This is a genomic window from Asticcacaulis sp. YBE204, from assembly GCF_000495855.1.
GTDB lineage: Bacteria > Pseudomonadota > Alphaproteobacteria > Caulobacterales > Caulobacteraceae > Asticcacaulis.
This window is the reverse complement of sequence record NZ_AWGF01000001.1, coordinates 498,591-512,891: the sequence shown is the minus strand read 5'-3', so window position 1 is coordinate 512,891 and position 14,301 is coordinate 498,591. Positions and strand designations below refer to the sequence as shown.

The 14,301-nt window shown below is 59.1% G+C and carries 15 protein-coding genes and 1 tRNA gene; 7 read left to right on the top strand and 9 right to left on the bottom strand.

Annotated features, from left to right (window positions below; all coding sequences use genetic code 11):
• The first annotated feature begins 3 nt into the window (after positions 1–3).
• Positions 4–993 carry an HNH endonuclease gene (locus AEYBE204_RS39810; RefSeq protein ID WP_081724561.1) on the top strand — a complete coding sequence of 330 codons (990 nt, stop codon included), beginning with the start codon at positions 4–6 and terminating at the stop codon, positions 991–993.
• Positions 994–1,179: 186 nt separating this feature from the next.
• On the opposite strand, the gene AEYBE204_RS40200 is transcribed toward AEYBE204_RS39810, so the two are convergent.
• The 7 genes from AEYBE204_RS40200 to AEYBE204_RS23210 all read right to left on the bottom strand — a co-directional run bounded on the left by AEYBE204_RS40200 (position 1,180) and on the right by AEYBE204_RS23210 (position 5,173).
• Positions 1,180–1,578: a hypothetical protein gene (locus tag AEYBE204_RS40200; protein ID WP_023460779.1), complete on the bottom strand. Its 399-nt coding sequence runs from the start codon at positions 1,576–1,578 to the stop codon at positions 1,180–1,182.
• Positions 1,579–1,604: 26 nt separating this feature from the next.
• Positions 1,605–2,273 (bottom strand): hypothetical protein, encoded by a 669-nt coding sequence (locus tag AEYBE204_RS40195; protein ID WP_023460778.1) that lies wholly within the window; start codon positions 2,271–2,273, stop codon positions 1,605–1,607.
• Between the two features lie 38 nt (positions 2,274–2,311).
• Complete coding sequence (locus AEYBE204_RS23230) at positions 2,312–2,749, bottom strand: helix-turn-helix domain-containing protein (protein ID WP_023460777.1); 438 nt, start codon at positions 2,747–2,749, stop codon at positions 2,312–2,314.
• An 11-nt stretch (positions 2,750–2,760) separates the two neighbouring features.
• Positions 2,761–2,961: a helix-turn-helix domain-containing protein gene (locus tag AEYBE204_RS23225; RefSeq protein ID WP_023460776.1), complete on the bottom strand. Its 201-nt coding sequence runs from the start codon at positions 2,959–2,961 to the stop codon at positions 2,761–2,763.
• 165 nt (positions 2,962–3,126) lie between these two features.
• Complete coding sequence (locus AEYBE204_RS23220; RefSeq protein WP_155908191.1) at positions 3,127–3,690, bottom strand: hypothetical protein; 564 nt, start codon at positions 3,688–3,690, stop codon at positions 3,127–3,129.
• 6 nt (positions 3,691–3,696) lie between these two features.
• Positions 3,697–4,914, bottom strand: coding sequence for an integrase arm-type DNA-binding domain-containing protein (locus AEYBE204_RS23215; protein ID WP_023460774.1), 1,218 nt, complete (start codon positions 4,912–4,914; stop codon positions 3,697–3,699).
• 172 nt (positions 4,915–5,086) lie between these two features.
• Positions 5,087–5,173: transfer RNA gene (locus AEYBE204_RS23210), tRNA-Leu, on the bottom strand.
• Positions 5,174–5,393: 220 nt separating this feature from the next.
• Here AEYBE204_RS23210 and AEYBE204_RS23205 point away from each other — a divergent pair.
• Complete coding sequence (locus AEYBE204_RS23205) at positions 5,394–6,365, top strand: complex I NDUFA9 subunit family protein (RefSeq protein ID WP_023460773.1); 972 nt, start codon at positions 5,394–5,396, stop codon at positions 6,363–6,365.
• A gap of 106 nt (positions 6,366–6,471) precedes the next feature.
• Here AEYBE204_RS23205 and AEYBE204_RS23200 read toward each other — a convergent pair whose 3' ends face one another.
• Positions 6,472–7,269, bottom strand: coding sequence for an undecaprenyl-diphosphate phosphatase (locus AEYBE204_RS23200; RefSeq protein WP_023460772.1), 798 nt, complete (start codon positions 7,267–7,269; stop codon positions 6,472–6,474).
• A gap of 46 nt (positions 7,270–7,315) precedes the next feature.
• Entirely contained in the window at positions 7,316–8,503 is a 1,188-nt protein-coding gene (locus tag AEYBE204_RS23195) for a citrate/2-methylcitrate synthase (protein WP_023460771.1), read from the bottom strand.
• A 170-nt stretch (positions 8,504–8,673) separates the two neighbouring features.
• On the opposite strand from AEYBE204_RS23195, the gene AEYBE204_RS23190 reads away from it, so the two are divergent.
• From AEYBE204_RS23190 to pgi, 5 genes are all read left to right on the top strand, one after another.
• Complete coding sequence (locus AEYBE204_RS23190) at positions 8,674–9,687, top strand: cation diffusion facilitator family transporter (protein ID WP_235068038.1); 1,014 nt, start codon at positions 8,674–8,676, stop codon at positions 9,685–9,687.
• Positions 9,684–10,376, top strand: coding sequence for a glutathione S-transferase family protein (locus AEYBE204_RS23185; RefSeq protein WP_023460769.1), 693 nt, complete (start codon positions 9,684–9,686; stop codon positions 10,374–10,376). The genes AEYBE204_RS23190 and AEYBE204_RS23185 overlap by 4 nt, the downstream gene beginning before the upstream one ends.
• Positions 10,377–10,498: 122 nt before the next feature.
• Positions 10,499–11,671 (top strand): tRNA epoxyqueuosine(34) reductase QueG, encoded by a 1,173-nt coding sequence (gene queG, locus AEYBE204_RS23180; RefSeq protein ID WP_023460768.1) that lies wholly within the window; start codon positions 10,499–10,501, stop codon positions 11,669–11,671.
• Positions 11,664–12,659, top strand: a complete 996-nt coding sequence (locus tag AEYBE204_RS23175) for a glycosyltransferase family 2 protein (protein WP_023460767.1) — start codon at positions 11,664–11,666, stop codon at positions 12,657–12,659. The genes queG and AEYBE204_RS23175 overlap by 8 nt, the downstream gene beginning before the upstream one ends.
• Positions 12,656–14,269 carry a glucose-6-phosphate isomerase gene (gene pgi, locus AEYBE204_RS23170; protein ID WP_023460766.1) on the top strand — a complete coding sequence of 538 codons (1,614 nt, stop codon included), beginning with the start codon at positions 12,656–12,658 and terminating at the stop codon, positions 14,267–14,269. Before AEYBE204_RS23175 ends, pgi begins: the two co-directional genes overlap by 4 nt.
• Positions 14,270–14,301: the final 32 nt, after the last annotated feature.

Below are 14,301 nucleotides of genomic sequence, written 5' to 3'. Positions count from 1 at the left end.
GACATGAGAATTGGCGATCTGCCCAACTCAGTCACAGCCTGCAAAGCTGACTGGATACCCGGCGACTCATGGCTTGGGTTCACGCCGAAAGGCAAGGGGACTGATGCCCATGCTAAATGTCAGAGCACTGTTCAGAGGCAATTTGGTTCGGGCTATGTACTCGAATACGTCACCAAGCAATTGGAACAGCCGAACACCGGGTATGCAGAAAGCGAAGAATACAAAAAAGAACTCACGGTCCACGACGAGCTAAAAGGTCGCCTTGTTAAAGTGCATAAATTGCATGGTACGGCACGTCCTTTAGAACAAATTTTGGGTGCCGACGATTACAAACATATTCAAGACATGTGGTCACGAAACCAAAGCCGAAATCGATGGTCTGTTGCGTTTCCTATAGTTCAGAGTTTTGAAATTATCGAGAGGCCAAAAGCGAACGCGATATTCAGTGAAGAGCTTTTGAAATCTTTATTGCGTCGCCAATCAGCGACTTTGCGTCTACTTTCCGATGTACATCGTAATTGCATTGCCGACTTAGAGATAGTTGAGCAGACATCGAAAAATGCTTGGGTCGCCATCGAAGACGAATTTGAAATAGCCAGGCGAAGCGAAATCAATCCGCGGATGATTGAACTGATCAATGGCGATCTTGGCGCAATGGAAGGCCTCAACGAAGAGCGGCGCGCTTTGGTTCGGCGTCGTGCCGCGTGGCTTGGAGATAAGTTCGTTCGCGAACGTCAGAGAGCCGGACCTTTGAGATGTGACGATTGCGGGTTCGATCCAACACATAAGCTCTCACCAGATCAAATCAAACCACGATCCCTTCTTGATGTTCATCATAAAAACCCCCTTGCTGAAGGAGTTCGCCTTACCACCGTCGCCGACTTTGCTTTGCTTTGCCCAACCTGTCATAGAGTAGAGCATGCACGCCTCAAAATTGCTAAAAACAAAACTACAATTAGGTTGAATGCGATAGCCACATCTCAAAATCACTAATGACCTGATGAGGTGTGGTCAGGAATGTATTTTTCAAGCTCTATCCCTATACCCCCTCTTCGGGACGGAGGTCTCGTTCGATCTGATTGAAAGCGTTATCGTACATAGTGTAGTTTTACCCGGCATCGGTCTGAGTCGCGCAACCTTGGGGACGAGGGCAATCCTCGCAAGTCTTTGCAGGCCGCCTCACCCGATACGTCGTTTAAGCTGTTCCAAAAGCCATTCGGTTGAAGGGCCATCGTTTGCGTTATCAGCGGTCTTTGCCCGCAATCCCGATATCAGTTCGCTTTGGCGGGCGGTGGTGACATTGCCGTAGTTGCGCAGCGAGGTCATGACATTCTCATGGCCAAGGTTCTGGCTCCACGCCTTCATCTCTTCGTGCGAGAGGTTGAGGCTATAGGCCAGCTCCATGAGGCTATTGCGCAAGGTATGCGGGTTGAAATAGGGCAAGCCCACCGCCGTGAAAGCCTCTTTGAAAATGGCGCGGATCGTCGCCGCGCCTTTCCAGCCGTGATCCGCAAGGCCCAACGCCTCAAGGTGGCAGGACGCCCCTAACCCCACCTTGGTCGCCGGAAAGAGCGGCATTTCCGGCCCATAGCCCAGAACGCCCGTCAGGTGCGTAATATAGTCCGCGAAACCTGCTCAATATCTTCGCCGACCGGACAAAAGTCGGTGTGAAAGCTTTTGCTGAATTTCGTATTGGCGTGGCGGGCGTCCTGATAGACGCGACGGCGAGACATATCGACGTCCTTGACCTTGAACGACGCCACCGCGCCGTCACGCGCACCAGTCATAGCAATGAAAGCCATCACCGCCCGATTGCGCTTTTCAATGTCGGTGGTATTCGGCATGGCAAACAGCGCCCGACGGATTTCGTCAAAGGTCGCCACCCGCTTTTCGCGCACCGTCTTGGCAATTTCGGTGTCACGGTTCGACGGGTTGAAATAGGCGGCATCGGCATAGGTGAGACGCGACCGGTATCCCGACTGCCCGGCCAGCCACTCAAAAAACGTCTTGAGGGCCATCAGGCGGCTATAGATCGTCCCCTTGGCTAGAGGCTTGCCGGTGTCCGGACTGACGGTCTCGGCAAGATTGCGTTTGAACTTGCGGGCATCTTCGATATGAAACGCGGCAAAATCCTTGTGCTTGGTGAAGGCCTCGAATTGCGAGAGCGCCGCTGCGACCTGATCGACGGACGTGCTTTTCATACGCTTTGCCTCTTCCAGAAAGATGAAGTAGCGGCGCTTGATGCGTTCGTTTTTGGGATTGTGCTTACGCATGATCAAACCTCATGGCTAAAGTGAACATTCAGGGGGCGTTAGGAGCCGTCTCTTATGTTCGGCGGACGAGGCGCAACCGTCAGGGACAAAAGGCCGTGTAAGGCCGGTAAGGCCTTGGCTGAAACGGTCTTGTGCATGAGGGTGTGACAAACGGGGCAAAGCGCCCGCAGATTGCCGGTGAGGTCGGAAACCGGCACAAATTCGGCCATGCCTTCCGCCGCCCGGCGCGGCATCCGGCATTTGACGCAATAGCATTCGTCGGGAGCGCACCGCTGTTTCGGCGTCTTGCTGGCGCTCAGGAAGTCCGCCAGATCACCACCTAAAATCAGAAACGGGCGTTGATCCTTAAGAACGGGTAAGCCGTCTTTCACCCAGCGCCGGACGGTGTGAGGCGTCACCTTATGCAGGCGCGCAACTTCTTCGACCGTATAGCTGCGGTGCGTCCGGATACCGCGACACGAAACACGACGGGTCATGACGCTACCGCTTACCGCTGAGAGGCGGCACGATGACGGTCGATGAACGCAACCAGTTCGTCACGCCCGATCAGACGGCGACCACCAATTTTAAACGCCGGAAGCTCACCAGACTTCATGGCTTCATAGAGAAAAGAGCGCCCCAGACCTGTGGCCTGAACCGCCTCTTCGATACGATAGGCGAGCTTTTCAGTTTGCGAGAGAGTATCCATGTGTATGCACCCGAATTAGAGACAATACCGGAATGCCCGGAGTCGGATGCAAATTTAATGATTTCAAAAAAGATCAAATGATCTTTATTTTAACGGGTTTTGGACAAATACGGACGAATTTTATTCACTACAAAAATGCAAATCATGCCCCACGCCTGTTAACAATCATCGCCTTATCCCCACTATCCACAACTCCCTTTCTCGCCAGCAGCCCAAAATAAAGCCATCTGACAGGGGCGGCGACATGACCACCTCACTACGCGCCCGGTGCAAAGCGCGCTTACGCATCAAGGCAATCAATTTTCTCGGCGGCTTGGCATCTGGATTCGACGGTAACGCCGGTCCACCGATCATCGCCGAAAGGACTGCGGCAGCGGGAGCAACATCATCCAAATCAATCGTCAGTTCGCCAGCGTCATTATAGAAACTGTCCGGCTCAAAAATGAACTGTCGCACAAAAAGTCGGCGCTCTAACGCGACGCGGGCATCGACAAAGAGTCGGTCTTGTAACTGGTTTTTATAAGCAAGACCTTGGTTCGCGGCTTGCCACAGTAGAATAAGGCTATCAAACCACGCTCTCAGGTGATGCTTTGCACATTCAGCCCTGTAAGCCCGGATACAAAGGTCGCCGATGATACGACGCAAAGCAGGGGAAACATCAGGCCGCCGCCCTGCCCCCGGACGCGCGCCACCTGATCCCGGATTACGTTTTCGGTATTTGAATGCCAATCAAAGCTAACCTTCCCGCCTCAACGGGACAACCTCACCACCGGCGCATAATCTGTCAAGGTAATCAGACCACCATTGCGCCATCTTAACCCGCTCATCCCAATGTTTGCCGCGATGATAAATCCCGCGAATGGCGTCGCCGTCCTTATGCGCCAGAGCGCGCTCGATAGCGTCCGAACTCCATTTGCCCGACTCATTCAGCAGGGTGCTGGCCGTGCTGCGGAAGCCGTGCGCCGTCATTTCCTCATTGGTATAGCCCATACGGCGCAAGCCCATATTGACCGTGTTTTCTGACATGGGTTTCAAACTGGACACTAAGGACGGAAAGACATAGCGGCTGTTCACACGCAATGCCTTCGCCTCATTCAGAATGGCAAGCGCTTGCATGGACAAAGGCACGGCGTGATCCGCGCGCATCTTCATCTTTGCCGCCGGTATCAGCCAGACCGCCCGGTCAAAGTCAATTTCTGACCATTCGGCGTGGCGAAGCTCACCGGGACGCACGAACACATGCGCCAGCAGTTGCGTCGCCAGTTTGGTCAGGACACTACCCTCATAGGCATTAATAGCGCGCAGGAGCGTCCCTACGCCCGCTGCGTCGATGATTGCGGCATGGTGCTTCACCTTTCCGGATATGAGGGCATCCCCCAGCCCTGTCGCCGGATTGGCTTTTGCCCGTCCCGTAATGATCGCATAGCGAAACACCCGGTCGGCGAAGGCGCGGGTACGTTTGGACGTTTCATAGTTGCCGCGCCTTTCGATTGCCTTGAGCGCCGCCAGAACTTCCATAGGCTCAATGTCGGACACCGGACGGTCGCCGATAGCCGACTGCAATTGCGACCTGAACCATTTTTGTTTGATCAGGGTTGAGACAGACAGGCCTTCGCGTTCTTTCAGGTCGATGAGCTCCGCCGCGATACTGTCAAACGTATTGCTGGCCGATAGGGTCGCCGCCAAGGCTTGCCGCTTCTTATCCGCATTCGGATCGACACCGTTCGCCAGCAGCTTCTTTGCCTCGTCATGACGCTGGCGGGCCTGTTTCAGACCAACTTCCGGATATACCCCCAGCGCCAGAAGCTTTTCGGCCCCGTTATAGCGATATTTGAAGCGCCAGAGCTTACCACCGGCGGGCGTCACCAAAAGAAACAACCCTCCGCCATCCGTTAGTTTATAAGGCTTTGCCTGCGCCTTCGCGGCACGAATGGAAGCGTCTGAAAGCGCCATTGGGGGTATGATCCGTTGCGGTGGGGGTATTTTCGGTTTCGTACCCCCAAGGATACCCCCAAACCGCCCGGATGCAGACGGACGAAAGCGGACATCCCCGGAGGAATGCCGTTAAATCTATCAGATTTTAAAGGATTTTTCAAACGTTCGCGGACATCAGCGAACTCTAAGATGGTGCCCAGGAAAGGACTCGAACCTTCACGACTGTTACATCACTGGCACCTGAAGCCAGCGCGTCTACCAATTCCGCCACCTGGGCACTCGTCTTAGGTGGTAGTTCCCCGATCTCGCGACCGGAGGAGGGCCTGATACCGATAATGACCGGGCAGGTCAATGACATTTTTTGCGCTTTGTGACATTTCCACAGATGCTTGGCCGCAAAAACATATTCCGTGCCCCGCTTGGGGATTGCGGCGTCTATGGCCATGCGCTAATTGAGGATATTACCTCTTACCCACAGCGCTTTCAGGACCTTTCCCATGGCTACTCCGTTCGACACGAAACTGGTTACGGTGTTCGGCGGCTCCGGCTTCGTCGGTAAGCAGGTCGTGCGCGCCCTCGCCCAGCGCGGCTGGCGCGTCCGCGTCGCCGTGCGCAAGGCGACCTACGCTTATGATTTGAAGCCCCTGGGTGGTGTCGGTCAGATTCAGGTCACCCGCTGTGATGTGCGCAAGGAGGCCGATATTGCCGCCGCGCTGAACGGTGCCTCGGCGGTCGTCAATCTGGTCGGCATCCTCTATGAAACGCCGTCGCAGAGCTTCGACGAACTGCACCGTGGTGCGTCCAAGGCCATCTCTGAGGCCGCCGCCGCGCGCGGGATCAGCGACTTCGTGCAGGTTTCGGCCATCGGCGCCAATGAAAAATCCGGCTCGAAATATGCCGCCTCCAAGGGTCAGGCCGAAGCCGCCGTGCGCAAGGCCATCGCCTCGGCCATCGTCGTGCGCCCGTCGGTCATCTTTGGGCCGCAGGACGGTTTCTTCACGGGCCTTGCCGAGCAGGTGAAGATGTTCCCGATCATGCCGTCGATCGGTGGCGGCAAGACGAAGTTCCAGCCCGTTTATGTCGGCGACGTCGCCCGCGCCATCGGTGACGTGCTGGGCAATGCCGCCTATGCCGGTCAGACGTTTGAGCTGGGTGGTCCGGAAGTGTTTACCTTCAACGATCTGGTCAAATATGTCGGTCAGGAAGTGCAGTCCCCGCGCCCGCTGGTATGGATGCCGGTCTTTGCGGCGCGCCTGATCGCGCTGGTCGGCGATTTTTCCTCGTTCCTGATCAAGCCGCTGCTGACCAACGATCAGGTGACGCTGCTGCAAAGCGACAATATCGTCACCGGCAAGACGTTGGGCTTCAAGGATCTGGCCATCGCGCCGACCGCCGTCGAATCGGTGGTGCCGTCCTATCTCTGGCGCTTCCGCAAGAACGGTCAGTTCGCCGAGGTGGTGAACGGGTAAGCAAAAAGGCCTCCGCTCGGAGGCCTTTTCTTTTTAAGCGCATCCCGAAAAGTGTATGCGGTTTTGGCTTCGCCGAACCTTGTTTCGGGCCAGATGCGCGACAAAATTAGTGCCCCAGCGACAGCAGGATGAGGCCGATCCCGCCCACCGCGATGCGCCACAGGGCGAAGACGCCGTAGCCGTGGCGGGACACGAAATTCAGCACGGCGCGCACGACAAATAACGCCGTCACAAAGGCTGTTATGAAACCGACGGCGACCAGACCGGCATCGTTGAAGCTCATCTGATCGTGCGTCTTATAGACGTCGTAGGCGAAGGCCCCGGCCATGGTCGGCATGGCGAGAAAAAACGAGAATTCCGCCGCCGCCTTCTTTTCGACCTTGCACAACATAGCGCCGATCAAGGTCGAGCCCGACCGCGACATGCCCGGCACCATCGCCAGACACTGAAACAGGCCGATGATCAGCGAGGTTTTCCAGCTCAGGCGCATGGCGTCATCGTGCGTCGGGGTGGGGGCGTACTTATCGACGGCCCACAGGATGATCCCGCCGACGATCAGGCTGACGCAGATCAGGTACGGGCTCTCGAACAGCACGGTCTTGATGAAGTCGTGCAGCACGACGCCCAGCACCAGCGCCGGGAAAAACGCGACGAGGATCGACACGACGAAGCCCCGCGATTGCGGCGACGATGGCAAGGTGATCAGCACGTTCCACAGACGATTGAAATAGAGGCTCAGCAGGGCCAGAACCGCACCGAGCTGGATCAGGACTTCGAAGGCCTTGCCCTGCGAATCGAAGCCGAGAAAATGCGACAGCAACAGCAAGTGGCCGGTCGAGGAGACGGGTATATATTCGGTCAGGCCTTCGACAAAGCCCAGAAACACCGCGATCAGATAGTCCATGCCCGCTCCTTCGGCTGCGTTGTTCGCAGCCTTACGAGCCTATGCTTTATCCCGCGTTAACGACAGGATTTTCACCGATATAACGCAAGCGAATATTCGGGCGGGATTTCGATTCCGTCTGCTCAATCGCATGAGCCAGCCAGCCCGCCGAGCGCCCGACGCCGAACAGGGTGAACGGCGCTTCCTTGGGCAGGTCCAGGTGCCGCCCGATCAAGGCGAGCGCCAGCGTGAAGCCGAGCGGTTTGCCGGTCAGGTCTTCGCCCACGGCACGCAGGGTTTTCAGGTCTTCGCCGATGTGGGGGGCGGCGTTCATCAGGCTTTCGGCGCGCAGGGCGTCGCACGCCGACTGCCCGGTCTCGAAGCCCGGCAGTTCGATGCCCTGACGCAAAAAGGTTTCGGCGACCAGACGCGGATTGCCCTGACGGCGGACCTGCGTAACGAAACTCTCGGCGCGCGACACACGGCCCCCTAGAGCCGGACCGGATAGCGTCGCGAAACCGGCGATGACGGGCGCCGCCAGTGGCCCCTGCCCCGCCGCCGCCGCGCGGGCGGCGAGCGTTGCCTGATCGAGCCCGTTATCGGCCGACAGGACCAGCACGCGGCGGATCAGATCGACATCTTTGGAGTCGTTGACCTTCCAGGCACGGGCCAGACGTTGGTGAAAAAACAGACGCGGCCCGCCGTTGGTCACGGCGTCGATCAGTTCGTTGAGCACGCCCGCCGCCTCACCCTTGAGGTTACGCGCCTCGACGATCTCGGACATCGCCTCTTCTTCGAGGCGACGCGATAACATGCCCAGCACGCGGGCGCGCGGGCTGCCGGGGAAATTGACATCGGGACGCGGCTTGAGTGCGCCGAACGGATTGGGTTCGTCGTTCCACAAAAGCGCCGCGACCGACTCGAAATTCTCGGTTTCGCTCAGGCTCAACGAGTCGTGCGTACGGTAATACGGCCGGTCGTCGATGGCGACGAAGATTTCGGAATCGATGGCCGCTTCGCCGCGTACCGAGGGCCCGCCAGTCAGGACCGGTTTCGGGGTCGGCGCACCGGTCTGACGCCCCGGCGCGCGGGTCGACAGGCGCTCGATATCATCCAGCGCATAGAGGCTCTTGCGCGGATGCGTCGGGTCGGCGCGGGCGGCGATACGTTGCCGGCTGACATAGGCGTAGAGGGTCTGCGGCTTGACATCGAGACGTTGCAGCGCTTCGGCGCGGCTGATCCATTGACGCGACATGAGCAATATCCTGAGTTCGGGTGTGCGGGCACCGGTAGCAATCGCGACAAACAAAAACCGCGATCAATCAAGATTGATTATTACGCCGAATAGACCACAGGCGATGTTAAAAATCCATGACCGATTAAAGAGGCCTTAATTATTTTATTGCGCTCTGGACATGAGACGCGTTGACGCGCTTACCCATCCGTGGAACCTGCCTGTCCATGCCAAATCCGGCCCATAAAAATGCCAATCCGTTCAGCTTCCGCGACCTGACGCCGGAACAGGCGGTGTTGCGCGTGTCGGGCCTGTCGGTCGCTGTGGCGGTCATCCTGATCGCGTTGAAAACCTTGGCCCTTTCGGCGTCGGGTTCGGTAGCCGTTCTGGCCTCGCTGACCGATTCCGCGCTCGATCTGATTGCCTCGCTTATCACCTTTTTCGCGGTGCGGTTCGCGCGCACATCCCCCGATAAAGAACACCCCTTCGGCCACGGCAAGGCAGAGGCCTTCAGCGCGCTGATACAGGCCGGTCTGGTCTTTTTCTCGGCGGCTTTGATCCTCAGCGACAGCTGGGCGCACCTGCGCGACCCGCAACCGGTCAGCGGTGGCGCGCTGTCGATAGCTGTGCTGATCGTCTCGCTGGCCCTGACCGGAGCTTTGATTTACGCGCAAGCTCTGGCGGTCAAGGCGTCGGGCTCCGTCGCCGTGGCCGCCGACCGCGCGCACTATGCCGCCGACCTCGCCGGCAACGGCATCGCTCTGATTGGCGTTGGCGCGGCGGCCTTGGGCGTCGTCCATATCGACGCCATCGCCGGGGGCCTGATCGCGCTGTGGCTCCTGTGGGGTGCGGTGCAGGTCCTGCGCTCCGCCGCCGATCACCTGATGGACCGCGCCATGGATGACGAAGACATTGCCCGCATCGTCGAGGCCGCGTGCAACGCACCGGAGGTGCTCGATGTCCACCGCTTGCGCACACGTATTTCCGGCCCGCACCGGCTTATCCAGATGCACATGGCTCTGCCCGCCGATCTGAGCCTTGTCAGGGCGCACGAAATAATCCTAAGCGCGGAGCAACGCATCTTGAGCGTTTTCCCGAACGCCGATATCCTGATCCATCCCGATCCGGCGGGCGTGTCCGAACCGCATGGCGGCGTATTTTCAGGCGTTCCTTCGCACGCCGAACAGAGTATAAATGGCCGATGACCTTCCCGCAGCGCACGCTCCATCACTTTGCCTTCGATCCGCATTCCCGCCTCGTGCGGCTGGCTCTGAGCGAGAAGAAACTGCCGTTCGAGGAAGTCCCGATCAAGTATTGGGAGCCGTCCGACGATCTGATCCGCATGAACCCGTCGGGATTGTTGCCGGTGCTGGTCGAGACCTTCGATCATGGCCGGGCAGTGACCCTGTGCGAGAACCGCGCCATCCTCGAACATCTGGATGAGACCGCGCCGGAGATCCGCCTGTGGCCGCTCGACCCGCAGGAGCGCGGTGAAGCGCGGCGTCTGGTCGGCTGGTTCGAGCGCAAGTTCGACTGGGACGTCAATTCGCTGCTGCTGCATGAAAAGATGGAAAAGCGCCTGATGGGGCTGGGAGCGCCGAACCTGCAAAACCTGCGCGCCGGGCGCGAAGCGTTGCGCGATCATCTGAGCTATTTCGAGAGCCTGCTGGAGGCGCGCAACTGGCTGGCCGGACGCAATCTGTCGTTTGCGGATTTCGCGCTGGCCTCGCACCTCAGCGTCATCGACTATTTCGATGAAGTAAGCTGGGACAGGTTCAAACACCTGAAGACCTGGTACATGGTCATCAAGTCGCGTCCGGCGTTCAGGCCGCTGTTGTCGGACGTGCTGCCGGGGGTCGCCCCGTCGGCGCAATATAAAGAGCTGGATTTTTGATGTCTTCTGCCCCCCCTTCTTCCCCTCGCCCCTGCGGGGAGAGGGTGGACGAAGACGCTAGTCTTCGGCCGGGTGAGGGGGCATCGCAGGCCCAACCGGCAACGACTTTATCAACAACACTTATGCAGCCCCCTCACCCTCGCCGGGCCGCGCCTAACCCTCTCCCCAAAGGGGCGAGGGGATTAATTGAACAAAAGGCCCTCGACCTCGGGTTTGCGACCGTCGGCTTCGTCAACCTGCCGCAAACCTGGGACGCCGCCGAGCGCCTGAAAGCCTTCGTCGCCGAAGGTTATCACGGTGCCATGACGTGGATGGAAGAGACACTGGAGCGCCGTCAACATCCGCAAAACATGTGGAACGGCGCCAAAAGCGCCATCGTTCTGGGCTTCAACTACGGCCCCGACAGCGACCCGCTTTTAGGGCTCGGCACGCCCGATATCGCCAACATCAGCGTCTATGCCCGCGGCGACGATTATCACGAACTGATCAAGAAAAAGCTCAAGCTTCTGGCTACCGACGTCGTTAAATTGGCTGGTTGTGAGGTCAAGGTTTTCGTCGATACCGCACCCCTGATGGAAAAACCGCTGGCACAACTGGCCGGGCTCGGCTGGCAGGGCAAGCACACCAATCTGGTGTCGCGTGAGTTCGGCTCATGGATGTTTCTGGGTGTCATCCTGACCGATATGGAACTGCCCGAAGATGCTGCCGAAAAGGACCATTGCGGCTCCTGCCGGTCGTGTCTCGACGTCTGTCCGACCAATGCCTTTGTCGCGCCGTATCAATTGGATGCACGGTCGTGCCTGTCGTACCTGACCATCGAATATCGCGGGCCCTGGCCGAAACGGTTCCGGGAGCAAATGGGTAATCGGATTTACGGCTGCGATGACTGTCTGGCAGCCTGTCCGTGGAACAAATTCGCCCAGTCGGCGACCGAGGCGAAACTGATGGCGCGCGACGGGGCGACCGCCATGCCGCTGTTCGAACTGGCGCAATTGGACGATCCGGCGTTCCGGGCTTTGTTCAGCAAATCGCCGATCAAGCGCATCGGACTGGCGACCTTCCTGCGCAACGTCCATTATGCGATCGGCAACAGCTTCGGCGAACTGGTGGATTTTGAAAAGATCGACCCGCTGGTGCGCAACCTGCGGCATGAGAGCCCGGTCGTGCGCGGTTCGGCGGTATGGGCCTTGTCGCGCGGCCTGCCGCCGCAGGATTTCGAGTATCTGCGCGATATGTGCTTAGCCGATGAGACCGATCCCGATGTCTTGGCCGAATGGAGACAAGACATTGCCTAGGTTCTCGCTGCCAAAGTTCTCGCTAATCGTCCTGTCATACCAAAGCGGCTCCTATCTTGAACGCTGCATCGAGGCGCTAAAGGCACAGTCCGGTGATTATGAGATTATCCTCGCCGACAACGGCTCGACCGATGGTGCGCCGCAGGCCGTCTTGGCTCGTCACCCCGACGTGCGCTTTGTCGATAACGGCGGCAATCTGGGATTTGCCAAGGGGATGAATCAGGCTGCCCGCCACGCGCAAGGCCAGTGGCTGTGCTTCATCAATCCCGACGTCTTCGTCCACGCGACGTGGCTGGCGCAGATGGCAGTGGCGATCGGCACCCATTCCGACACCCGCATCTTCACGTCACTGCAACTGGACCCGCAGGACCAGACGATCCTTGACGGCGCCGGCGATGGCATGACCTGGTTCGGCTTCCCTTACCGCATGGGCTACCGCGCGCCGAAGCCGCCGCATATCCCTGTCAGCGAAGTTTTCTCTCCCTGCGGCGCGGCCTTCGTCATCGAGCGCAGTCTGTTTGAAAGCCTGGGCGGTTTTTACGAGCGCTTCTTCATCTATTGCGAGGACGCCGATCTCGGTTACCGCGCCCGCCTGACCGGAGAACGCACCCTGCTGGTGCCCGACGCGAAGGTCGACCATATCGGCTCGGCAACCCTGGGGGCGCGCTCGGATTTCGCGCTCTATTACGGCTATCGCAACCGGCTGTGGCTGTACCTCAAGAACACGCCCGCACCGGTAATGTGGCTGACCGCCCTTCCTCACCTTTTGTTGAGCTTGTGTATCGCCGCGAAGGATGTATTGAAAGGGCGCGGCAAGGTCGTCGCCCGCGCCCTCAGGGATGCCGTTAGCGGTCTGGGGCCCGTGCTGAACGACCGCCGTCATGTGCAGCGTACCCGCCGATTGCCTGCCGTCGGCCTGTTACGTCAACTGACCTGGAGCCCGCGCCTGATAGGACGTCGCGGTCTTGATCTTAGGAAGCCCAAATGAGCCTTGCCAATGCTGTCGCCGCCCTGACCACCCAGGCCCATATCGACGCCAGGACGCCCATTGCCGCCAAGTTCGAGTACGAAGCCGACCGTCTGGGGCAGCAGTCCCTGTCCGTCGCCGGACTCTATGTCGACGTGTCGAAGCAGTCGTGGTCGCAGGAAGGTTTTGAGGCGGCCCTGAGCCTGTTCGAGACCGCAGGCCTGAACGCCGCGCGCGAGAAGATGTGGACCGGTCAGGCGATCAATGTCTCCGAAGACCGCGCCGTGCTGCACGTGGCGCTGCGCGATTCCGACAGCGAAAACGCTCGCCTGCGCGGCGCGGAAATCACCGACGACGTCAAGACCGCCCGCGACGCCATGAAGGCCTATGCCGATGGTATACATGCGAGCAAGATCACCGGCGCGACCGGTAAACCCTTCAAAACCATCATCCATATCGGCATCGGCGGGTCCGACCTCGGCCCGCGCCTGTTGTGGCAGGCTCTGAGCCCGCTCAAGCCGTCCATCGATATCCGTTTCGTCGCCAATGTCGACGGCTCGGAACTGGCCATCGCCACCGCCGACCTCGATCCGGCGGAAACTCTGGTCATCGCTGTATCGAAGACCTTCACTACGCAGGAGACGTTGGCCAATTTCCTTGCCGCGCGCGAATGGATTATTGGGGTTCTCGGTGAAGACGCTGCGGCTAAGCACCTCGCTGCCGTTTCCGCCGCGCCAGCCAAGACCAGCCAGTACGGTATCCCCGAAGACCGCGTCTTCGGTTTCAAGGACTGGGTCGGTGGCCGTTATTCGCTGTGGTCGGCGGTGTCGCTCAGCGTCATCATCGCTGGCGGTTATGAGGTTTATGAGCGTCTGCTCAACGGCGCGCATGAGATGGATCAGCACTTCCTGACCGCCCCGGCGGCGCAGAACGCCCCGCTGCTTCTGGCCGCCGCGCAGGTTTTCAACCGCATCGCGCTCGACCGCCCGGCCCGCGCGGTTATCCCCTATGCGCACCGCCTGCGCCGCCTCGCCGCCTTCCTGCAACAACTGGAAATGGAATCGAACGGCAAGCGCACCGACGGCTACGGCAACCTGCTGCCGACCAAGACCTGCCCCATCGTCTTCGGCGACGAAGGCACCAATGCCCAGCACGCCTTTTTCCAGATGCTGCATCAGTCGGAAGACGTCGTGCCGCTGGAACTGATCGCGGTGAAGTCGAACCCCGAAGCCCCGCTCGACATGCAGCAGAAACTGCTGTCGAACGTCATTGCCCAGGGCGAGGCCTTCATGGTCGGCAAGTCGCTCGAAACCTCCGAGGCCGAATGCCGCGCGTTGGGCTTCGACGACGAAAAGACCGCCATCATCGCGCCGCAGAAGGTCTGCCCCGGCAACAAGCCGTCCACCCTAGTCCTTATGGAGGCCCTGACGCCGGAAACGCTCGGCGCCCTCCTGGCGCTTTACGAGCACAAGACCTTTGCCGAGGGCATCGTCATGGGCCTCAACAGCTTCGATCAGTGGGGTGTGGAACTGGGCAAGACGCTGGCCACCAGCGTGTTGAAAGATATTACCGGCAGCGACATCGCCGTCCACGACCCGTCCACCACGGCGGCTATCGAAAAGGTGAAGTAGGCCAGAGGCTGATCATTCTTTCGTCTTCACCG